Source organism: Campylobacter sp. RKI_CA19_01122 (assembly GCF_025771325.1).
GTDB lineage: Bacteria > Campylobacterota > Campylobacteria > Campylobacterales > Campylobacteraceae > Campylobacter_D > Campylobacter_D lari_D.
This window is the reverse complement of the sequence record NZ_JAKMPZ010000011.1, coordinates 25566-47744: the sequence shown is the minus strand read 5'-3', so window position 1 is coordinate 47744 and position 22179 is coordinate 25566. Positions and strand designations below refer to the sequence as shown.

26 protein-coding genes are annotated in these 22179 nt (G+C 30.1%); 7 read left to right on the top strand and 19 right to left on the bottom strand.

Annotation, left to right across the window (positions count from 1 at the left end; genetic code table 11):
- Positions 1 to 110 precede the first annotated feature (110 nt).
- From rimP to L8U37_RS06855, 9 genes are all read right to left on the bottom strand, one after another.
- Positions 111 to 533 (bottom strand): ribosome maturation factor RimP, encoded by a 423-nt coding sequence (gene rimP, locus L8U37_RS06895; protein WP_263673204.1) that lies wholly within the window; start codon positions 531 to 533, stop codon positions 111 to 113.
- The gene (gene rbfA, locus L8U37_RS06890) at positions 523 to 885 is read right to left on the bottom strand and encodes a 30S ribosome-binding factor RbfA (RefSeq protein ID WP_039617407.1); all 363 of its coding nucleotides are present in this window, start codon (positions 883 to 885) and stop codon (positions 523 to 525) included. The genes rimP and rbfA overlap by 11 nt, the downstream gene beginning before the upstream one ends.
- The gene (gene infB, locus L8U37_RS06885; protein WP_263728889.1) at positions 882 to 3515 is read right to left on the bottom strand and encodes a translation initiation factor IF-2; all 2634 of its coding nucleotides are present in this window, start codon (positions 3513 to 3515) and stop codon (positions 882 to 884) included. Before infB ends, rbfA begins: the two co-directional genes overlap by 4 nt.
- Positions 3496 to 3762, bottom strand: coding sequence for a DUF448 domain-containing protein (locus L8U37_RS06880; protein ID WP_133319640.1), 267 nt, complete (start codon positions 3760 to 3762; stop codon positions 3496 to 3498). The genes infB and L8U37_RS06880 overlap by 20 nt, the downstream gene beginning before the upstream one ends.
- Before the next feature lie 24 nt (positions 3763 to 3786).
- Positions 3787 to 4665, bottom strand: coding sequence for a homoserine kinase (gene thrB / locus L8U37_RS06875; RefSeq protein WP_263728888.1), 879 nt, complete (start codon positions 4663 to 4665; stop codon positions 3787 to 3789).
- An 8-nt stretch (positions 4666 to 4673) separates the two neighbouring features.
- On the bottom strand, positions 4674 to 5081 hold the full coding sequence (locus tag L8U37_RS06870) for a tRNA threonylcarbamoyladenosine biosynthesis protein TsaB (protein ID WP_263660747.1): 408 nt from the start codon (positions 5079 to 5081) through the stop codon (positions 4674 to 4676).
- 41 nt (positions 5082 to 5122) lie between these two features.
- Positions 5123 to 6007 (bottom strand): UDP-3-O-acyl-N-acetylglucosamine deacetylase, encoded by an 885-nt coding sequence (lpxC, locus tag L8U37_RS06865; protein ID WP_263661636.1) that lies wholly within the window; start codon positions 6005 to 6007, stop codon positions 5123 to 5125.
- 2 nt (positions 6008 to 6009) lie between these two features.
- Positions 6010 to 7389 carry a M23 family metallopeptidase gene (locus tag L8U37_RS06860; RefSeq protein WP_263728886.1) on the bottom strand — a complete coding sequence of 460 codons (1380 nt, stop codon included), beginning with the start codon at positions 7387 to 7389 and terminating at the stop codon, positions 6010 to 6012.
- 76 nt (positions 7390 to 7465) lie between these two features.
- On the bottom strand, positions 7466 to 8293 hold the full coding sequence (locus L8U37_RS06855; RefSeq protein ID WP_263676314.1) for a prephenate dehydrogenase: 828 nt from the start codon (positions 8291 to 8293) through the stop codon (positions 7466 to 7468).
- A 77-nt stretch (positions 8294 to 8370) separates the two neighbouring features.
- Between L8U37_RS06855 and bamA the strand changes: the two genes are divergently transcribed.
- The 7 genes from bamA (at position 8371) to L8U37_RS06820 (ending at position 14588) form a co-directional block, all read left to right on the top strand.
- Positions 8371 to 10587 (top strand): outer membrane protein assembly factor BamA, encoded by a 2217-nt coding sequence (bamA, locus tag L8U37_RS06850; RefSeq protein WP_263676315.1) that lies wholly within the window; start codon positions 8371 to 8373, stop codon positions 10585 to 10587.
- Positions 10588 to 10637: 50 nt separating this feature from the next.
- Positions 10638 to 11480: an acetyl-CoA carboxylase, carboxyltransferase subunit beta gene (gene accD, locus L8U37_RS06845; protein WP_263660733.1), complete on the top strand. Its 843-nt coding sequence runs from the start codon at positions 10638 to 10640 to the stop codon at positions 11478 to 11480.
- A gap of 2 nt (positions 11481 to 11482) precedes the next feature.
- The gene (locus L8U37_RS06840) at positions 11483 to 11938 is read left to right on the top strand and encodes a 23S rRNA (pseudouridine(1915)-N(3))-methyltransferase RlmH (protein WP_220566494.1); all 456 of its coding nucleotides are present in this window, start codon (positions 11483 to 11485) and stop codon (positions 11936 to 11938) included.
- An 8-nt stretch (positions 11939 to 11946) separates the two neighbouring features.
- The gene (dksA, locus tag L8U37_RS06835) at positions 11947 to 12303 is read left to right on the top strand and encodes an RNA polymerase-binding protein DksA (protein ID WP_133319649.1); all 357 of its coding nucleotides are present in this window, start codon (positions 11947 to 11949) and stop codon (positions 12301 to 12303) included.
- The gene (locus L8U37_RS06830; protein WP_220566495.1) at positions 12300 to 13283 is read left to right on the top strand and encodes a hypothetical protein; all 984 of its coding nucleotides are present in this window, start codon (positions 12300 to 12302) and stop codon (positions 13281 to 13283) included. The genes dksA and L8U37_RS06830 overlap by 4 nt, the downstream gene beginning before the upstream one ends.
- Positions 13280 to 14206, top strand: coding sequence for a tRNA dihydrouridine synthase (locus tag L8U37_RS06825; RefSeq protein WP_220566496.1), 927 nt, complete (start codon positions 13280 to 13282; stop codon positions 14204 to 14206). The genes L8U37_RS06830 and L8U37_RS06825 overlap by 4 nt, the downstream gene beginning before the upstream one ends.
- A 61-nt stretch (positions 14207 to 14267) precedes the next feature.
- Entirely contained in the window at positions 14268 to 14588 is a 321-nt protein-coding gene (locus L8U37_RS06820) for a hypothetical protein (RefSeq protein ID WP_039617382.1), read from the top strand.
- Here the strand turns inward: L8U37_RS06820 and recO are convergent.
- The 10 genes from recO to L8U37_RS06770 all read right to left on the bottom strand — a co-directional run bounded on the left by recO (position 14572) and on the right by L8U37_RS06770 (position 22179).
- Positions 14572 to 15186: a recombination protein RecO gene (gene recO, locus L8U37_RS06815; RefSeq protein ID WP_220566497.1), complete on the bottom strand. Its 615-nt coding sequence runs from the start codon at positions 15184 to 15186 to the stop codon at positions 14572 to 14574. The two genes, L8U37_RS06820 and recO, sit on opposite strands and share 17 nt — an antisense overlap.
- Positions 15187 to 15699, bottom strand: coding sequence for a cysteine hydrolase family protein (locus L8U37_RS06810; protein ID WP_263676319.1), 513 nt, complete (start codon positions 15697 to 15699; stop codon positions 15187 to 15189).
- Complete coding sequence (locus L8U37_RS06805; protein ID WP_263676320.1) at positions 15692 to 16453, bottom strand: ATP-binding protein; 762 nt, start codon at positions 16451 to 16453, stop codon at positions 15692 to 15694. Before L8U37_RS06805 ends, L8U37_RS06810 begins: the two co-directional genes overlap by 8 nt.
- Positions 16450 to 17136, bottom strand: coding sequence for a 5'-methylthioadenosine/adenosylhomocysteine nucleosidase (locus L8U37_RS06800; protein WP_133319656.1), 687 nt, complete (start codon positions 17134 to 17136; stop codon positions 16450 to 16452). Before L8U37_RS06800 ends, L8U37_RS06805 begins: the two co-directional genes overlap by 4 nt.
- A complete protein-coding gene (gene fabD, locus L8U37_RS06795; protein WP_263728884.1) occupies positions 17133 to 18053 on the bottom strand; it encodes an ACP S-malonyltransferase in 921 nt (306 codons plus the stop codon). Before fabD ends, L8U37_RS06800 begins: the two co-directional genes overlap by 4 nt.
- A complete protein-coding gene (locus L8U37_RS06790) occupies positions 18053 to 18634 on the bottom strand; it encodes an FKBP-type peptidyl-prolyl cis-trans isomerase (RefSeq protein ID WP_263728883.1) in 582 nt (193 codons plus the stop codon). Before L8U37_RS06790 ends, fabD begins: the two co-directional genes overlap by 1 nt.
- 13 nt (positions 18635 to 18647) lie before the next feature.
- Positions 18648 to 19640, bottom strand: coding sequence for a tetratricopeptide repeat protein (locus L8U37_RS06785; protein WP_263728882.1), 993 nt, complete (start codon positions 19638 to 19640; stop codon positions 18648 to 18650).
- 11 nt (positions 19641 to 19651) lie between these two features.
- Entirely contained in the window at positions 19652 to 20137 is a 486-nt protein-coding gene (gene pal / locus L8U37_RS06780; RefSeq protein WP_133319660.1) for a peptidoglycan-associated lipoprotein Pal, read from the bottom strand.
- A gap of 66 nt (positions 20138 to 20203) precedes the next feature.
- Positions 20204 to 21403: a Tol-Pal system protein TolB gene (gene tolB / locus L8U37_RS06775; protein ID WP_133319661.1), complete on the bottom strand. Its 1200-nt coding sequence runs from the start codon at positions 21401 to 21403 to the stop codon at positions 20204 to 20206.
- Positions 21403 to 22179 carry a TonB C-terminal domain-containing protein gene (locus L8U37_RS06770; RefSeq protein WP_263728881.1) on the bottom strand — a complete coding sequence of 259 codons (777 nt, stop codon included), beginning with the start codon at positions 22177 to 22179 and terminating at the stop codon, positions 21403 to 21405. Before L8U37_RS06770 ends, tolB begins: the two co-directional genes overlap by 1 nt.

Sequence of the window (22179 nt, the reverse complement as noted above, 5' to 3'; positions counted from 1 at the left end):
ATAGATTTAAAATTATTATCTAAATATTATAAGATAAATCTATATTATTATTACTTTATATTAAACTTTAATTATACAAAAGATAAGTAAAAATTTAGATTTCTAAATTTTTACCATTGTATGAAAGTTTTAGCTTTTCTTATATCGCTAAAATTTATAGTAGTTTTTTCTTGAGTTTCTAAATTCTCTAAAGTGATATTTTCATCATCTACAGCGATGATTTTTGCTTCGATTTTTTCTTTTTCACTAGTTGTGATTTTTACAAGTTCGTTAATGCTTTTTGCAAAATGCTCTATTTTACTAAGTTTTCTCTCAAGCCCACAGCTTGATACTTCTAAAAAATACTCCCCACTCACAGGTGGCTCTACATCAAAAATAGGTGATAAAATCTCACTAAGCTTAGCACAATCATCAAGATTTACCCCGCCTTCTTTTTGCACATAAATTCTATAAATCTTTCTACCATTTTCACTTACTAGCTCATCATCATAAAAGCTAAGCCCTGCTTCTTTACAAAGTGCTTCAAGATTCATTTTGTTCCTTTTTGATTTTTTCAAATAAAGCATCCATATGATTTTGATACTCTAATCTATCATCAAATTTAAAGTGAAAATTTGGACACCTATACCACCCTTGCTCGCTCATGCAGTAATTTTGCAAAGCACGGGCGGCTTTTTTGAGTTGGTTGAGTATGATTTCTTGCTCTTGGGTGTTAAAAAACATTTTATCTAAATACACAAAAGCATCATATCTGCCTTTTTTACACTCCACATCCACTACACACAAATTTTTTAAAGCTTCGTTGTCTAAATTTGCTAAAGCTTCTGGTATAAGTTCTTTTAAAATGCTTTCTGTGCGTAGTTTTTTGATTTCAGCTGGATTCATAGACTTACTTGTTCCTCAACTTCTTTGTAACTTTCTATATAATCCCCCACTCTCATATCATTACAACCTTCTATGCCTACACCGCATTCATAACCTTTTGCAACTTCTCTTACATCATCTTTAAAGCGTTTGAGCGAACTTACATTACCTTCAAATACCACAACCCCATCTCTAATAAGCCTGATTTTCGCACCACGATTGATCGTGCCTTCTGTCACCATACAACCTGCGATTTGGCCTAATTTTGGTACATTGATCACTTGGCGAATTTCAGCTTGACCAAGTTGTTCTTCAGAGATGATAGGGCTCATCATACCACCTAGCAAGGCTTTTACATCATCAAGCAAGTTATAAATAACATTATAAGTTTTTATCTCTACGCCTTTATCTTTAGCGCGTTCTTTGATCTCACCAGTTGGGCGTATATTAAAACCTAAAACGATAGAGTTTTCACTCGCACTTGCAAGCTCTATATCACTTTGAGTAATCCCACCTACCCCACTATGGATGATATTAACCTTAATCTCATCGTTTTTAAGTTTTTCTAAACTAGCCTTAATCGCTTCAAGTGAACCTTGCACATCTGCTTTTAAGATCACAGGAAGGGCTTTTAAATTGCCCTCTTTGATTTTTGCACCAAGCTCATCTATGCTTACTTTAGTAGATTTACTTAGTTCTTTTTGGCGGTTGTATTCATGGCGTTTATTAGCATATTCTCTTGCTTGCTTATCACTATCTACGGCTATTAGCGTTTCTCCTGCATCAGCTACTTCACTAAGACCTATGATCACTCCGCACTCACCTGGACCTATTTCTTTTAAAGCTTTGCCTTGATCATCACTCATAGCACGCACTTTACCATAAGCTTCCCCTGCTACGACTGTATTTCCTACTCTTAAAGTACCATTTTGCACGATGATAGTAGCCACAGGACCTCTACCTTTTTGCACTGAAGATTCTATAATACTTGCTTTAGCATGGGCTTTTGGATTTGCTTTAAGCTCTAAAATATCAGCTTGTAATAATACAATTTCAAGTAAATCCTCTACACCATCACCCTTTTTAGCTGAAACTGGCACAAATTCATGGCTTCCACCCCATTCTACTGGCATGATGTCCATTTCTGCTAGTTGGGTTTTTACCATGTCAGGATTTGCGTTTTCTTTATCCATTTTATTAATAGCAATGATGATAGGCACATTAGCTGCTTTTGCATGATTAATCGCTTCTTTAGTTTGTGGTTTTACCCCATCATCTGCAGCTACTACGATAATAACAATATCCGTTATACTAGCTCCCCTTGCACGCATAGCAGTAAATGCCTCATGGCCTGGAGTATCGATAAAAGTGATTTTTCTACCATTTTTTTCCACCATATAAGCGCCCACATGCTGAGTAATCCCACCTGCTTCGCCACTTGCAATGCGTGATTTTCTTATATAATCAAGCAAAGAAGTCTTACCATGATCCACATGCCCCATAATAGTGATAACCGGAGCTCTTTGGCTTAAATTTTCTTCTGTTTGATTTTCATCATAATCTTTTACATAATCAAACTCATCAGCCTCATCAATGATATTAATCTCCACTCCAAATTCAGCAGCAAGAATTTCTATAGCATCTTCATCTAAAAAGTCATTTTTAGTCGTCATCATACCAAGCATGAAAAGTTTAGAGATAACTTCTCCGGTGTTTTTACCAAGTTTTTCAGCAAATTCATACACACGAATTTCTTTAGGTATGCTTACACTTGTTATAGCTTCACTTTCTTTTTTCTCTACCTTTTTAGGTGGTTTTTTACGACTTCTTCTTTGTATACCACCCTCGCCAAATGGGTTGATAGAGTTATTTAAAGATTGCTTTAAAATATTTGGTTGTTTTTTGTTTGCTGGTTGTGCTGGTTTGTTTTCTTTTACACTAAAATCAGGTAAAACTACCATATCATCATCTTCTAAAGAAATATCAGCAAAGTCTTTATCTCCTAAAAGATCCATTTTAGTAGTGCTTTCTTTTTTACTTATCGCAGGATGATTTTTCTTTTCTTTTTTCTTTCTTTTTAAATTCTCATCTGAATTTGAAAAAATCATACTAAGGCTCAAGCCTTGAGTATTTTGCATATTAGATTTTTCTTCATTGTTTATTTGGTTTTCTTTACTTTCTTCTTTTTTCTTTTTAACGATAACTAAACCTCTTCTTTTAGCTAAATTTAAATTAGAGCCTAGTTTTTCATCGAATTTAATTTCTTCTTTTTTTTCCTCTAATGCTTCATTTTTAATAGGATTTTCAGGTTGCTTTTCTTCTTTTTTACTTTCTTCTTTCTTTTCATTTGTTGTTTTAACAGGAGTTTTTGTTTCTTTTTTAGTAGTTTTTTTCTCTTCTTTTTTGCTTTCTTCTTTTTTAGTAGTAGTTTTTTTAGTCGCACTTTCTTTTTTAGGCTTTGCCACTTTTTTTACCACATCTAGTATTTCGCCTGATTGCACATATTGATAAATCGCTTCTGCGATTTCAGAAGATACTTTTTTGTTAGGGGATTTTATATCCTCTAAGCCTATTTCATTGGCTTTTTCTATAATTTCTTTACTAGTATATCCTAACTCTTGAGCGATTTCGCTAATCTTTACATCTGTCATTAAAAAATATCTCCTTTAAATCCTGCTGATTTATACTGCCATAAAAATTGCCTTTGCAAGCTCTCATAAAAGCCTTTTGCAATGTTTTTTCATCTTTTTCAAAACATGGATTACAAATATATAAACTCCTACCAAATTCCACTTTAGTGATAATTTGAGAATTTTTTATTTGAAATTGATGCAAACTTTGCTTTTCATAACGACCTTTGCAAACAATGCACATTCTAATGGGTATATGGTTTTTCAAAATTATATCTTTTTTTTGGAATTTTTAGCAAATTTTAAAGCCCTCATCATCAAATTCTAAAAGCTCAACTCTAAATTTAGCAAATTTATTTTTGATTTTTTCTTTGATTTGTTTAGCATCATCTTTATAAGCTAGAGTGAAAAAACTCGAACCTGAGCCTGAAAGCGTGCTCATGAGAGCATTATTATCTAAAGCTAATTTTTGTACTTCAAAAAGCTCAGGTAAAAGTTTCATTCTTTGATTTTGATGAAGTTTATCTAAACTTGCATATTTTAATAAATCATATTTTTTCTCTAAAAAACAAGCAGTTAAAAATGAAGCATGACAAAGATTAAAAACAGCATCTTCTTGATTAATTTTTTTAGCTAAAACTGTTCTTGATTTTTGAGTATTCATCGCTACATTTGGTATAGTTATAACAGCTTGTAAGTCTTTATCTACTTCTTTTTTTATAGCTAAGACTTTTTGATTTTGATTTAATGCACACACAAAACCTCCAAGAGCTGCTGGAGCTATGTTATCTGGATGATTTTCATATTTTAAAGCTTCATTTAAAATGATATTTTTATCTGCTTTAAATCCGCTTAATTCATAAGCACAAGCAATAGCTCCAATTATTACAGCAGAAGAACTTCCCATACCTCTTGCTAAAGGGATATTATTTTGAAAAACAAAACGAAAATTATCTTTTTTACCGCTAAGTCTTTGATAAATTTCATAAAAAATATTAACAAAAGTATTATTTTTTTTAAGATAGATATTATTTTCACCTTCTCCATGTATGTTAATACTAAAAAATTTAGATTTTTCAACTATAGTTTGATTAAAATGTTTTAAACTCAAGCCCAAACAATCAAAACCAGGACCTAAATTTGCACTTGTCGCAGGAACTAAAATTTTCATTTTTTACCTTAATTAATTGCATCTAAAACATAAAAAGGTGTATTTTCTTTGCTTAAATTTAAACCTTTTAAACTTTGAGGCATAAAAAAACTTCCTGCTTGTGTCTTCTCTAAAATAATTTCACCATTGTCTTTTTTTACAAAACATAAATGTTTGTTTGCAGGTATAGGAGTGTTGTTATTTAACTCAAAAGCACTGATTGCTTTTAAAGGAATGTTTTTGACTATGGCTAATGTCTCAAAAGAAACATAAGAAATTTTTATACCCATGTAAGAACCTGGTCCATGTACATAAATAAGCTTTTCAAACTCATATTGCGAAAGTAATTCTTGCAATATTTTTGGTAAAACCTCGCTAACTTTTAAATCACTTTCAATGGTATTTAACAATAAATCATTTTCATAAATACCAAGCATTAAAGGTTTTGCTATGGCATTTAAAAGCAAAGTAACCTTTTTTATGCAAAAACCTTTTCATAAACCTTATGTGTGCTTTTTTCTAAGCTTACCACTTCATAGGTACTAGGATCTTTTAAAAGTTCTTTAGTTAAAAGATGATTAAGCTTGTGTGAACCTGCATAAGAAGTATAATCTCCAAAAACTCTACATCCAAGCAAGGTTAAATCCCCAATAGCGTCTAAAATTTTATGACGCACAAATTCATCCTTAAAGCGCAAACCTTCAGGGTTTAAAATACGATTATCATCAACCACAACAGCATTTTCTAGGCTTCCACCAAGACCTAAATTCATAGCTCTTAAAGCTTGAACATCTTTTAAAAATCCAAAGGTTCTTGCTCTTGCTATTTGCTCTATGTAGTTTTGTTTGCTAAATTCAAAACAATAATTTTGTTTGCCTATAATAGGATTATCAAATTCGATTGTATAGTTTATAATAGGCATATCCGTAGGACTTAAACGCACAAATTTATTGCCTTCTTTTACTTCTACACTTTTTTTAATCACTAAAATTTTTTTTGCCGCATCAAGCTCTTTTATACCTGCTTCTTCAAGCATCATACAAAAACCTATACTGCTACCATCCATTACAGGAGCTTCGTTTGCGTCTAAAACTATACGCACATTATCAATACCATAAGCATTAATTGCGCTCATTAAATGTTCTATAGTAGAAACATAACCCCTATGATCGCCTATTACAGTAGCCATTTGTGTATCGATGACATTTTCAGGCTTTGCTTCATAAGAAATTCCCAAATCACTTCTATAAAACACTATACCACTACCAGCTTCTAATGGCTCTAATTTTATACTAATAGGCTCACCCTTGTGCAAACCTATACCAACACCTTTAACTTCTTTTGCTATTGTTGTTTGATTCATTTTTATTCACTCAAAATTCTTTTTTTGCTTGATTCTAATACATTATAGATATTTTCTTTTATCCATTTTGCATCTTGCCATTGCTCAGGACGCACTTCAACACCTTGCACCAAAACACCAAAATGCACATGATCTCCAAGCGCTAAGCCTGTAGTGCCTGTAGTGCCTATAACATCACCTGCTCTAACTCTATCGCCCACATTTACATCCACATTAGTGCAATGTCCATAAAGAGTATAAATCCCAAAACCATGATAAATAATAATATTTAGTCCATAAATTCCATTTTCTTGTACAAATACCACTTCACCATCATTATTGCTAATGATAGGCGCTTCTTTTACACTTGCTAAATCAAGCCCCATGTGATAAGAGCTACTAAATGCTTGATTATTATAAGAATAAAACCTATGATCAGCATAATCAGCTACTTTTTGGCCATTTTTTAAAGGCTTGAAAAGATTGACTTTAAAATTATTAATCATAGTATCAGGAACTTTACTCGTAATATCATGAATGATAACTTCATTAGAAGCTCTTAAGTCCTCATTAACAAATTTAAATTTTTCTAGCCTGCTTAACTCTCTGTCTTTTGGAGCATATTTTTGTGCTAAAAATTCAATCTTTCCATCTAAAAATCTATCACTTACTTTTATATTTGATACACGGTATTTTTTATTGGTAAAATAATATCTAATTCTTTGTTTGTTTACATTACCTGCTTTATCTACTGCTACTACATAAGCTCTAAAATGCTCATCGGTTGCCTCCCAAGGAATCAAAGCAGCATAATATCCTTCTTTCACATAAGGAGTTGCTTTAAAAATTTTGTCTTTATCAGTTGTGACATAAACTTCTTGTAAATTCTCATCACTTGCTTTAAATACCACACTACCTACTCCACCTTGTTCGATTTGATAAGAATTGTCTAAAATTTCTACAAATGGTTTTTTGGTATCAATGATAACTTTCACTTCTTTAAGCGCTTGATTTCCTAAAAAGAAATTCCAAAAACTACTATCACTTGCTTCTATTACAAGCTTATAAGAATCAACATTTTCTTTATAAGCTGGTTTTGGTAGTTTTAAATCAAAATGGACACTTTTTTTATTACCTTTAACATGTTCATTAACAAGCATTTCACCATTTAATTCATTTGCTTTAAATAGTGTGACTTTAACATCTTTTAAAACGCTTTCATCGCTTATTTCTATAGATATAGGATCTGTTAAATTGCTATAAATAATATCTGATTTTGTTTGGATTAATGGAGGATTTTTTTCAAACAGCTTTGTATTTAACACAAAAACCCCAAAGGCTAAAAGTATTAAAAAAACTAGAAAAATCCATTTTTTATTTGATCTTTTACGCGTAAAAACCATATTCTCCACTTTCATTGTATAATTTTTGTAAAAATATATTATGCTTTAGCAAATTAAGAGTAAATTATAAAAAATTTTACAAAATTTCTCTTAACTTATTTGCGCTTTTAATCCAAGCTTCAAGTTCATTTATATCACATTTTTCTATCATTTTTTTACACTCTTGTAATTCTTTTTGAAATAAATCAATAGAATTTAATAAATTTTGTTTGTTTTGTTCAAAAATACCACTCCACATTTGAGGGTTTGATTTTGCAATTCTACACATATCTTTAAAAGAAGGACCTCCTAGGTGGGCTATATTTTTTTTATTTTCTTCTTTCATTACAAAATTTGCCAAGGAAAAACTAATCACATGCGGTAAGTGTGAAATGATAGAAGCATGATGATCATGTGAAATACTATCCATAAATACAAGCTTCATTCCTAAATCTGAAAAAATTTCTATAGCTCTTTTTTGATGGATATGATCAGCATTTTGCACATCACATAAAACACAAACTGCATTTTTATATAAGTCTTTTATAGCTGCATTTGGACCGCTATTTTCTGTTCCTGCCATAGGATGAGCTGCGATAAATTGACTTTGTAAATCAGATGGTAAATTTTTAATAATTTCTTCTTTTGTACTTCCAAGCTCAATGATAGTGCAATCTTTAGAAATATTTTGAAATTCTTTTAAAATTTTTACAATAGCTCTTACAGGGATAGCTAAAAAAATTACATCACATTTTTTTAACTCTTCAAATGAAACAATTTTATCTATTAATTTTAGCTCTAGCGCGATTTGTTCAAATTCTTTGTTTATATCATATCCGCAAACTAAATCTATTAATTTATTCTCTCTTAAGCTAAGGCCCAAAGATCCACCTATTAAGCCAAGTCCGATTATACCTACTTTCATAAATTTTCCTTAAAAAGCATTAGTTAAAAATATTTTGGTATTATAACGATTTTGTATATAAAAATTTAGGTAAAATGATGAAAAAATGGTTTGTTTTCTTTGCACTCTCAAGTTCTTTATGTGCAGCTACGATTAAAGATATCAAATTTGAAGGCTTATCGCAACTTTCTAAAGAAAGTGCTATTGCGATTTCTAAATTAAAAATAGGACAAAAAATCGATCCTGCTAGTATAGACATAGCGATTAAAAACCTTTTTGATAGAAATTATTTTAAAGATATAGTAGTAGAAGAAAAAAATGGGGTGCTAACTTTTAAAGTAATAGAAAAACCTTCCATTGGAAAAATAGATATTCAAGGTATAGCAAGTAACGATAGAAAACAAATAGAAAGCCTTGTTGGTTTAAAACCTGGAATTTTATATGATGAAAATTCAGCTAAAGACGCAGCTGAAAAAATCAAACTTTTTTATCAAGCCAAAGGTTTTTATGATACTGTTGTAGAAATCAAAGATGAAAAATTAAGTAATTCAAGCTCATTAAAACTTACTTTTGTTGTAAATCGTGGGGAAAATATCATCATAGAAAAAGTACATTTAAGTGGTGCAAAAAATTTAAGTTATTCAGATATTGAACCTGCGGTAGCAAATAAACAAAGAGAAGCCCTAGGCTGGATGTGGGGCTTTAACGATGGTAAGCTTAAAATCTTTGATCTTGCAAATGATAGCTCAAGAATTTCAGATGTATATTTAAAAGAAGGTTATCTTGATGTGAGCGTATCTCCTGCTTTTTTAAATACTTATACAGATACTTATCAAGCTGATTTAACTTATTTTATCAACGAGGGTGAGGTTTATAAAGTTAAAGGGATTAAAATTTTTAATCCTATTTTTAGTGATGAAGAAAATGAAGCTTTAGTAAATGATTTAAAATTAAGTGTTGGAAAAATAGTTAATATAGAAAAACTAAGAGAAGATATAAAAACTATAGAAACAAAAACAGCTGATTTGGGTTATGCTTTTGTACAGGTTATACCTGATATACAAAAAGATAAAGAAAACCATGAAGCTATGATTATTTTTAAAGTCATACCTAATGAAAAAGTATATGTTAGAAATGTTGAAATTTCAGGTAATACTAAAACAGTTGATAGGGTTATTCGTAGAGAGCTTTATCTAACCGAAGGCAATCTTTATAATAGAACTGATTTAATAGACTCAAGAAATGCTCTAAGAAGAACTGCATATTTTGAAAATGTAGATATTAAAGAACAAAGAGTAGATGATACGCATATTGATTTGATAGTAGAAGTCAAAGAAGCTTCAACTGGAGCTATTTCAGGTGGTATTGGTTATGGAACTAGTGATGGAATTTTACTTAGTGCTTCATTATCTGATGCAAATATCTTAGGCTCTGGCATGAAAGGAAGTGTAAGTATAGACAAAGGCGATGATACACTTTCAGGTAGAATATCTTTAAGAAATCCTAGAGTAAATGATAGTGATTATTCTCTTGGAGGATCATTATATTCAGATCGTTTAGAATGGGATAGTTATGATGAGAGAAACTATGGTTTTGATATAAGTGTTGGTAAAACTTTGGGAAGATATACAAGCATAGATTTAACTTACAATCTTGAACAAAGTGATATTTATCATTTGAGTGATCGCTTAATCGCTCAAGGATATAAACTTGGTAAAACTTACAAAAGTTCTATCACTCCTTCAATAGTATTTAACAATACAGATGATTATTATCTACCAAGATCAGGTTTTATCGCTTCAACCTCACTTGAATATGCAGGCTTAGGTGGAGATCAAGAATTCATAAGCTCTACTACTAAATTTAATTATTATCAAGGCTTAGAAGAATTTATAGGTTGGGATTTGATTTATCGCTATAAAGCAAGTTTTTATAAGGTATGGGATCAAGGTTATTTACCTATCAATGAAAAATTATACCTTGGAGGCATAGGAACTATTAGAGGTTTTGATAGAAGAAGCGTGAGTCCTAAAAACGAATGGGGTGATGAAACAGGTGGTACAGTGGCTTTTGCAAATTCTGTAGAGCTTAGCTTTCCAATCTTTGATAGAATCAAACTAAGAGGAAGTGTGTTTTTTGACTATGGTGCCATAGGAGAAAGTTCTTTAAGTCAAATTCAAAGATGGAGCACAGGTGTTGGCTTTGAGTGGCTAACCCCACTAGGTGCTTTAAATTTAGTTTTTGCTAAACCATTTAACACTAATTCAAAAGACGACTTAAGCAAATTCGAGTTTATGTTGGGTGCAAGATTTTAAAAATACTAAAATCTTGCTATAATTTTGAAATTTTATTTTAGGTAGAGATAATGAATTTTTTAGATATTTTTTCTAGTATAAGACGCAAACAAGCCGCTCCAAGCGAAGCTCCAAATCACTGGGTAAAATGTAATTCTTGTCATGCGTTAATGTATTATAAAGAAATAGAAACTTGTTATAATGTTTGTCCTAAATGTAATTTTCATATGAGATTAAATCCTTTAAAACGTATCGAGCTACTTAGTGATGAAGATACTTTTGTAGAAATGGATAAAGATTTACATGCGATTGATCCGCTTAAATTTGTTGATAGTAAATCATATAAAAAAAGATTAGCAGAAAATGAAGAAAAAACAGGAAGAAAAAGCGCTATAATAAGCGGCGAGTGCAATATAGATGGCATTAAAACTCAATTAGTTGTTTTTGATTTTTCTTTCATGGGTGGAAGTTTGGGCTCAGTAGAAGGTGAAAAAATTCTTAGAGCTATTGAAAGAGCGATTGAGAAAAAAACTCCTGTTGTTATAGTGAGCGCAAGTGGTGGAGCTAGAATGCAAGAAAGCACTTATTCTTTAATGCAAATGAGCAAAACAAGTGCAGCATTAAAGCTATTAGCAGAAGAAAAGCTTCCCTATATTTCTGTCTTAACTGATCCAACTATGGGTGGGGTGAGCGCATCGTTTGCTTGGCTTGGAGATATCATTATGGCTGAACCTGGTGCCCTAGTAGGCTTTGCAGGAGCTAGAGTTATCAAACAAACTATAGGTGCTGATTTACCAGAAGGCTTTCAAAAGGCCGAATTTTTACTTGAACATGGATTAATTGATGCTATTGTAGAAAGAAGTGAACATAAAAAATTTATAGCAGATTTTTTAAGATTTTTTTCTAAAAATTAAAAATGCATATTAATCTTTTAAGCATTCAAAAAAACAATAATAATGAATTTAGTAAAATAGATGAGCACTACACCAAGCTCATCAAAAAATTTTGCAATTTTAATGATATTTGTATTTTTAACAATAAAATTAATTTAGCACAAAATACCAATACCATAGAAGCAAAAAAATCTTATACAAACGCGCTAAATCCTTATAAAAAAGGTTTTTGCATAGCTTTAGATGAAAAGGGTAGAGAGCTTACAAGTGTAGAATTTGCTAAATTATTACAAGATAAAAATGAAATTTCTTTTTTTATAGGTGGCGCTTATGGCCTTGAAAAAGAATTCATCGCACAAATGCATACAAGCATAGCTCTTAGCAAAATGACTTTAGTGCATAAATTTGCTAAAACTATGCTTTTAGAACAAATTTATCGTGCATTTTGCATTAATACAAATCATCCATACCACAAATAGGAGCATTTATGCAAGAGTTAAATCTTGAAGAATTTAAAAATATATTACTTCAAAGACAAAAAGAAATTTTACAAGAACTTCAAGGTAATATAGACAATATCCATGATCTGCAAGATAGTGAACCAAGAGATGAAGTTGATTTACAGCAAATTGACAACAGCTCACATATTGACTTAAAAATCAATGAAAATTTAAAAACAGAATTAGAAGAAATTAAACATTCATTAAGCAAAATAGATAACAATACTTATGGAATTTGTGAGTATTGTGATGAAGATATACATCCTGAAAGACTCAAAGTAAAACCTCACGCAAAATATTGTATAAATTGTCGTGAAAACTTAGAAAAAAGGAAAGAATTATGAAAGTAAAATTATTTTTCTTTGCAAGTTTAGTTTATCTTTTAATCGTAGCAGCCTTAGTTTATAATCTAAATTTGGGAAATTACACTTTCACAATTTCTACTTTTGAGCTAAATTTACCTATCAGCTTGTGGGTAATTTTACCTGCATTTATTTTGATGGTTTTAGCTTTATTGCATATGAGTTTTTATGGCTTTTTAAAACATTTACAATACAAAAATCTTATTAAAGATAGCAAAAATTATGAAAATTTTTTAATTGATGTATTTTTGAAAAAAATAAGCAAAATTAAATTTAAAACTCAAGAATTTCAAGATATAGCCAAAAACACTCAAGCTCTTTATTTTAAAGAAAAAAATCAAAATACAAAAATAGATGATATTATAAATATTTTAGAGCAGTTAGACAAAAAGGAATTTGTGGAATTAAAAAAATACAAACTCGATCCACATAATGAAATTTTCATTTTAAATGAAAAAAATCATTTCCAAAAAGATAGCGACTATGCTTTTTCTTTTATTAAAAATAAAGAAACTCTGACAAATGAATTAGAAAATTTTGCTTATAAAATGGTATTAGATAATGCACCTTATAGCCAAATTAAAACACTAAAAATACAAAAAAATCAAGATGATATTTTATTACTTTTGGATAGATTTGAAAAAGAAAATTTGGAATTAAATCATGCTGAAATCGAAGTTTTGCTTAGCATGAATACCTTAGATGATAAGTCATATTTACAATGCACAAAAATACTTTGTAAAAAAATAGAGCCTCAAATATTAATTGCTTTATTTAAAAAGTTAAAAGATAGTCATTCTCAAGCTTTAAGAGCTTATCTTTATACTTTAGCAGAATTTGGTATGTATGATGAATTGCTTAATGAATTAGGAAATGATCAAAACGAACATAAGGATTTTAGACTCTTGCTCTTTTTAAGAGAACATAATAAAAAAATAGAACTCGAAAAATTTATACAATGATAGATTTTAGTAAAAAACCTTTGTTTTTAGCTCCTATGGCAGGTTTTTCAGACTTGCCTTTGAGAAATTTAGTTAAACAATTTGGGGCTGATGTAACAATTAGTGAGATGATAAGTTCTAATGCTTTAGTGTATGAAAGCTCAAAAACTCTTAAAATGTTGGAAAAAGCTGAACTTGAGAATCCTTATATAGTTCAAATTGCAGGCTCGGATGAAAGTGTGATTCAAAGAGCGGTAGAAATATTAAATCGTTTTGATTTTATAGATGGGATTGATTTTAATTGCGGCTGTCCTGTAAATAAAGTTATAAAACAATGTGCAGGTAGTGCTCTTTTGCAAGATCTTGATAAATTGCAAAGAATTTTAGAACTTATCAAAAAAACAAGTAATAAAAAGCTAACTAGTGTCAAAGTAAGATTAGGGTTTGAAAAAAAAGATCCTATTACCATTGCTAAAGCATGTGAAAATGCTGGGGTAGATTTTATCAGTATGCATGGTCGCACTAGAAAACAAATGTATAGTGGAAATTCTGATTATGAAGCTATAGCTTTAGCTAAAGAAAATATCAAAATTCCTTTAGTTGCAAATGGCGATATTAGCACAGAAAATGCTAAAGAAGTTTTTAAAATAACAAATTGTGATGCATTGATGATAGGGCGTGCAAGCATAGGAAAACCTTGGATATTTCACGAGGTAAAAACTGGCAAAAAAATCGATAAAATTTTAAAAAACAAAATCATCTTTACACATTTTGAAGAAATGCTAAAACATTACAAAGAACAAGGTATAAGCATATTTAGAAAGCACTTACATGAATATTCTAAAGGCTATGAAGATGCTTCAAATTTTAGAGATTGTGTTAATCGCATTAATGATGCAGAAATTATGCGAAAATATATGCAAGAATTTTTCAATAAGGAATGATTTTTGCTTGTAAAATTCTAAGCAATATGAATGAAGAGATACCATAAAACAAGGAAGGTTCATGGCAGCTCATATCAATTCAAAAGGGATTTACAAAGCATTAGGTGGCATTAGAACAAGTGCAAATAATCTAGCAGCACATGCTTCAAAGCTTAACAATCAAAGTTTAAATTTCGAGCAAGTTTTACAACAAACACAACCAAAATGTATAAGCACTTGCTTACAAAGCTCCCAAAAACAACTTGGAAATTTGCTTGAAGATATTAAAAATAGCAAGGAAGCTATTATAAAAAATACACATATTGATAGTGCAAATATCATCGCAAAATTAAGACAAGAGGCTATTATGATGTATGATATTACTCTTAAAAACCCTCTTTAATGATTTTATATAAATTATCAATATATTCATCGCTAAAATGCGATGAATTAAAATTTTCATAAAATTTTGCAAGATCTTCAGCTTTAAACTCATAGCCAAAAGCACATTTTTTATGCGCAGGCAAAAAAGCCCTTACCAATACAACATCTTCTTTTATACACTCATCACACAAAAAGCAAATAAAATCCTTATGCAAGCGTCCTTCAAAGCTTAGAATCTTTAAATAAGCATCCACAATCACACGCTTGCAATCTTGTTTTTCAAAACGCTTAGCACAATCTTCTAAAAGCTCAAAATAAAAACTATCAATCTCCTCAACATCTTTTAAATGCCAATAAAAAAGCCTGATAAATTCTTGCCAAAAAAACATTTTTTCTCTATCTAAAACCCAAGAAAATCCAATGTGTAAAACATCTTTTAAGCGCGGTAAAAATCTTGAACTTTCCTCAAGTTCAAAATCAATCTTATATCCATTTAGAATATTAGAATGTCTCATTCCGTAAAATCTATAACTTTTAATAACTTTTTTGGCGCTTAAAAGATAAACAATCAAATCCTCATCTTTTACGCTCTGAGTGTGCAAAATAAAGCCTTGCATCTATAAAAGCTCTATACCATAAGCTTGTAAAATTTCATAAGCACTATTTTCTAAAGATTCATTAAAACTTGCAGTAGCATTTTTATGTAAAATAATTTTAGAATTAGGCGTGGCGCTTTGAGCTAAAATAATATTACTAAATACACAAATATGCGAAACCAAACCACAAAATTCTATACTTTCATAATGATTTTGTTTTAAAAAATTAGCCAATTCTAAACTACCAAAAGCATTCTTATAAAAGATTTTTTTTGCATTTTTTAAATACACATCAAAATCACTTGGCATTTGCCAACCAAAAGTATCTTTAATACAATGATAAATAGGCAGTTTTTTTCCTTCTTGGGTTTTTAAATAGCTCTCATCATGCGTATCAAAAGTAAAAACAACATCACCTTGATGATTTTTTAAAAGAGTAAGAATATTATCTTTTATCTTGGTAGCTTTTTCAAAACCTAAGCTACCATCGATAAAATCATTTTGATAATCAACTATAATTAAAAGTTTAGTCATTATCCTTAACCATGAAAAAACTATCCGTGTGGATATTTTCAAATGCAGTTTTTAAGCTCGTAAATAATTTTGGATTTTCTTTTTCTAAATTTGCTAAAAGCTGTTTAGCTTCTTCTCTAGCATGAGGAAATTTTACATTTTTTTCACTTAATTTCATACCAGGACAAAATTCATTACCAATTACTTCTAATTCATTATTAATAGCATTTTCTCTTAATTGCCTTTCTCTTACAAAAATCAAAGGACGGATGACTTCTATACCTCTTTTACTTTTATATTTTGGCGCTAAACTTCTAAGAGCACCATTATAAATGAAATTCATAAAAAAACTCTCTACTGCATCATCTAAATGATGAGCTATGGCTAACTTATTAAAACCATTTTCTAAGGCGTAAGTATATAAAGCTCCACGTCTCATTCTTGAAAAATAGCTACAAAAGCTTGAATTTTTTCTAATGGTATCACCTGAAATTTCATAAATATTAGAATCAATAACCTCATGGTCAATACTATGTTCTTTGCAGTGATTATGAAGTTTGGTGTAATCTTCACCCATGCCATAACTTAAAGTTACTGCTTTAAGTTCAAATTTAAAAGGTGCATGTGCTTGCATACGCTTTAAAAGATGAGCTAGAGCTAGAGAGTCTTTCCCGCCACTAAGTCCTAATAAAACTTTATCATTATCTTCTATTAAGGAAAACTTAGCATTTGCTTTTGCAACTTCTCTGATTAGTCTTTTGCTAAGATTTATCATAATTTCTCACAAATTTTTAAAACAAAATTAGCTGAAATTTTAGCGGATTTTTCTACAAACTCATCAAAGTCAAATTCAGCTTTTTCACCTGCCTTATCACTCATTGATCTTAAAACCAAACATGGAATTTTTAAAGCATCACATACCAAAGCCACACTAGCTCCTTCCATTTCACAAGCATCTGCATTAAAAATTTCTCTAATTTTTGCTTTTTTATTCTCATCACAAATAAATTCATCACCCGTAGCGATAATACCTGATTGTAATTTAACACCAAGTTCTTTAGCAACCTCTATGGCAAGATTATTAAGCTTATCGTCTGTTTTTATAAAAATTTCATTACCAGGAACATAACCGAGCGGATGTCCAAAAGCTGTAATATCTAAATCATATTGAGCTAATTTTGTAGCATAGATTAAATCCCCTATTTCCAAACTAGGATTAAAAGCACCAGCCACTCCTGTAAAAAGCATAAGTTCAGCTTTAAATTTTTCTATCATAATAGTCGCACTAAGAGTGGAATTTACTTTCCCTATCTTAGAATAAGCGATGATTAATTCATGATTTTTGTATTTTGCAATATAATAAGTATTATTTGCATATTCAATTGTTTGATATTCTTTTAATGTTTCGAGTAAAGGAGTAACCTCTTCGGGCATAGCTCCTAAAATAGCTATTTTCATTTAATCACCTTTAGAATTTCATCAATATCTTCTATTTTACTTAAAGCATAAGTTTCTTTTTGAGTGATTTTTTTATTTAAGCCCTTTAGCACGCTCGCACCAAATTCTATATAAAAATCCACTTCATTATCTATTGTTTTAATGCTTTGCTTATAAAGAACAGGCTTTATAAGTTGCTCGCTTAAAAGTGTTAAAGCTTGAGTTTTATCACTATATATTTTTGCATTTACATTTGAAACTACACTTTTAAAATCATCTTTTAACACAAGCTCTAGTTCTTTTGTAAGTTTTAAAGACGCATTTTTTAATAATGGACAATGGCTTGCAACACTCATATTCAAAAGCATAGCTCTTTTGGCTCCTGCATTCTTAAACTCACTCTCATAAGAAGCTAAATCAGGCTTTAAACCCGCTACTACAATCTGTCCTTCACAATTATAATTAGCTGCAAAAATACTTTTTTGCTCACTTAATGCCTTTTGGCAAAGTTCTTCTACTACTTTATCTTCAAGTCCTAAAACCACCATCATACCAGCTTCGATTTTAGAGCAATCCTCCTGCATAAATTGGCCACGCTTGTTAACAAGTACTATAACATCTAAAAAGTCAAATGCACCTTGAGTCGCTAAAGCACTAAATTCTCCTAGTGAATGGCCTAAACTATACTTAGCTTCTATACTAGCTTGCTCTTTTAAAGCTTCATAAGCCATTAGTGAGTTTAACACTATGGCCATTTGTGTAAATTCGCTTTTATTTAAATTTTCATTTTCCTTAAAAAGCAAATTTTTAAAATCAATCTTACAATAATCACTTGCACAATCTAATAATTCTCTTGCTTTAAGTGAATTCTCATAAAAACTAAGCCCCATACCAACACTTTGAGAGCCTTGGCCTGGGAAAATAAATGCACTATTCATTAGTGTCCACCGCAGCAACCGCCACCACCATGTCCGTGGCCACCACAACATCCACCACCATGTCCGTGATGATGATCATGATGATGTCCTCCACCACCACATCCACAACTTCTGCTACCTGCAATAATTCCTGTTAAAATTTCATCTTCACTTGCAGCTCTAACATCTACAATATTAATTGAAAATAACAAGTCTTTTCCTGCGTAAGCATGATTATAATCAATAATAACTTCATTCTCAGTAATTTCTCTAACAATTACTCTTACTGTATTACCATCTTCGCCTTCGCCAAAAAGCTCCATACCAACTTGCAAATCAATCCCTGCAAACTGTTCTTTTGGTAAAGTTTGCAATGCATTTGCATCATATTCACCCAAAGCATTTTCTTTTTTTATCACAATATCGGCATTACACGGGGCATCAAGTTTTTGAATTTCTTCTTCTAGTCCTTCTAAAATTTGACCCTTACCTAAAATAAAAGAAATAGGTTCAGCATAAATATTTGATTCTAAAACTTCATTTGTGTTTGCATCTTTTAACTCATAAAACATTGAAACTACACTATTTTTTTCTATAGCCATTTTATCTCCTTTTTTATTTTCTATCTGGCGAAACTTTTGCTTCAGGACTATCAGGATAAGCTGTCTTTAAAGCTTTGTAAAATTTATTAGCACTTTTTGGATCCCCAACTTTATCTAAGCTAATAGCCGTATGATAAAGTAATTTTGGCACATAATCACCCTTGGTGCTTATAGCAGAACTTTTTTTGTAAAATCCCAAAGCGCCTGCATAATCTTTTTGTTTATATCTTATCTCTCCAAGCCAAAAAGTAGATCTAGCAGGTTTATAATGGATACTAATTAAATACTCAAATTTTTCTTTTGCATCATCAAATTGATTTTTATTGGTTTCATCAATAGCTTTTTTTAAAATTTCGCTAGATTGCAGTTTTTTCCAACTATCATCTTTCGCTTGAACAATTTCTTTTTCCAAAGTCGTATTTGTTTCTTTAATGACTTCTTGTGTTTTATTGCTTTCGCTAGCAATAGGAACAACTTGGATATTATTTGTTTGATTTTGCACTCTAGCTATTTCCGATTGAAAAAAAGTTATGGTTTGGTTCATATCTTCTTTAGAAACATAATCATCATTAATTTTATTGATCAAAGTTGTTATTTCGCTCAATACTTTTTGAATTTCTTGGTGATTTTTTTCTTGAATTTGCCTATTTTCTTCTACATAAGCTCTTAAATTTTGAATTTCTTTTGTGATATTTGCATCAAAATTTTGATAGTTTTCTTCTAGTGAAAGTAATTTTGTATTCGCTTTAGAATATTGAGCATTTAAACCCTCGGTTACACTTTGTAAACCTTCTATATTTTCTACAGCAGTATTTATCTTACTAGTCAAATTAGTATAATATTCATTTAAAGCTTTTAAGCGTTCTTGATTTTCGTATTGTAATTTTTCATTTTGAGTTAAGCCATAAGGTGTTTTTGTATCTACTTTTCCTGCATCAAATGCTGAAATTTCAGCGTATAAAAAAGTAGCTCCTAAAAGAGCTACTGATAATAATTTGATTTTCATTTATTTAAAACTTATTTTGATAATTTAAATTCTGCACGACGATTTTGCGCATCACAAGCTTTTGTTCTTTCAGTACATACAGGATTAGTTTCTCCATAACTTTTTACGCTTATTCTATCTGCGCTAACACCTTGAGCTACTAAAGATTCTTTAACAGCTTTAGCTCTTTTTAAACCTAGAGCTTGATTGTATTCATCAGTTCCCCATTCATCGCAGTTTCCCTCAACTACAATTGCAGCATTCGCGGCTTCTTTGTTGAAAATTTCAGCATTATCTGCAACAACTTTTTGCATATCTTTTCTAACATTAAATTTATCAAAATCAAAATACACATTTGCAATAGAATTCAAAGATTCAAGATTTTCAAATCTATCAGAACCACCACTACCTTTTGATCCATCTACACTACTTGAACTGCTTACACTAGTATTTTTTGTAGCACAACCACTTACAATAACAGCAAACGCAGTAATTGAAGCAAAAATGATTTTTTTCATTGCTTTTCCCCTTTTTTATTTAAAAATCATGTTTAATTATAACAAAAAAAATACAATTTTGATATTTTACCAATCAATTGATTGAATTTTACCCACCTTTAAACCATAATGAAAAGCCCTATTTGCATTAATTCTAATGACTCCTAAGGCACTTTGTGAACCTAAATATTTAATAAATACTACACTTTCTCCATCACTTGAAAATCTTGGAAAAAGATTTTTACCATTTGCAGTGAGTTGTCTTATATAATCACTCTGGGTTGACATTAAATAAAGATTAAAAACCCCACTTTGATTTACCTCCCTGCTAGAATAAACCATATAATGTTTATAGGTAGAAACTGAAGAATTATTTTTACCATGAAAAACTACTTGTTCTGTTAAATTAGAATCTAAATTTTGCATAAAAATATTTGGATAACCTAAACGATCTGATACAAATACGATTTTTTTATCATCATCTACAAAGTTGCCATTTACATCAATACCCGTATAATTTGTGATCTGTTTTAAATCTTTTGTATCTGTATCATACAAATACACATCTGGCTGATCTTTTGGCGCCATAGTAAGTAAAATTTTTTTACCATCATCGCTAACATCAGAAGCAACCATCATACCCTTACTAGCAATGATTTTTGTGATGTTTTTATTTTTCATATTATATTTATAAAGTGTTGGAATTTCATCTTCATAAGCAGTGAAATAAAATGCATCTTGTTCTTTATTTGCCCATTTGGGAAATAAATTTAAACCTTTTGATATTAATATCTTTTGATAAGTTAAAGTATAATCTGCTAACAAAATATCACTTTGCTTATTACCTTGAGTTCTAGCTATTAAAATTTTATGATCCATCCAATCAACTGGTGCAAAACCTAATTTTCTATTCATTTGAGCGACACTTCTATGTGCTAAAAATGGATATTCTTCAATGGAAAGAATTTGCTCATAAAATCTCGTTTTTGTTTCATTTGCAGCTAAAATTTCAACATCAATATCCAAAAGCTTACCATTTTTATTTAAAACATAAGAAAAAATATAATCACCTTGTTTTTCATCTTGAGTTAATTCAAAATTTGAACTCACTTTTATATCATTAACAAGCATATTATAAAAGCTTTTTTTAAGATCTAAATCATTCAATCTTGATTGATCTTTAATATAAATTTTAGGTAATTGCATACCTTTATTTACAACAGATATTGTCGCATCTTGCCCAAATAATACTGAACAAAAAAATAAAAACGCTAATATTTTTCTCATCACTTCTCCGTTTTAAACTCAATTATATCACTAAGTTTCATTTTAATTTTTCTTATTTTACCATTTGGAGGTAAAGTTATGTATTTTCCTTCTAAATTTTGTAAAAATTCTTTTGCCTTTTTATCAAAATTATCACTATGTGCGCTAGTGGTACTTAACAAATAAAAATATCCGTTATTATCAATTACAAATTCTACTTCTATACTTAAATTACCACTAGGATTGTATATTCTCCATCTATCTTCAAGATGTTTTCTAACAACACCTAAAAATTGATCATAAACTCCTATTTTTTGTTCTATAACAGATTGTCCTAGTTCTTGATTAATTTGTAGATTTTCATTTAATTGCTTAGAAAAATCATTGATTTTTTCTCTTTGAGTAAAAGTAGGTTTTTTCGATGGCATTGAAGATTGTACTTTTGTAGTTTTTTCTTCTTGATAGTCTTCTATTTTGCCAAATAACTCATTGAAAACACTAGCTTGTTGTTCTACATTTTGAGTATTAACATTTTTATTTGTAGTGTATTTTTGCAAAAGATTCTCTTCAAATAAACTTTGCAAATTTTCCTTTTGTAGCTCTTGTATCATATTTACTTGATTTTGATTTATACTATCTCCAAGTTCTATATTAATAAAACTATTGGGATCAATGGTATATTCAATAGCTTTTGGCTTATATTCGACTAACTTAAAAAATACTAAAAAAACAACAAAAAAATAAACTAAAATCGCATAAGTAAAAGCTTTAAAATTATATGTAGAATTTTCTTCCAT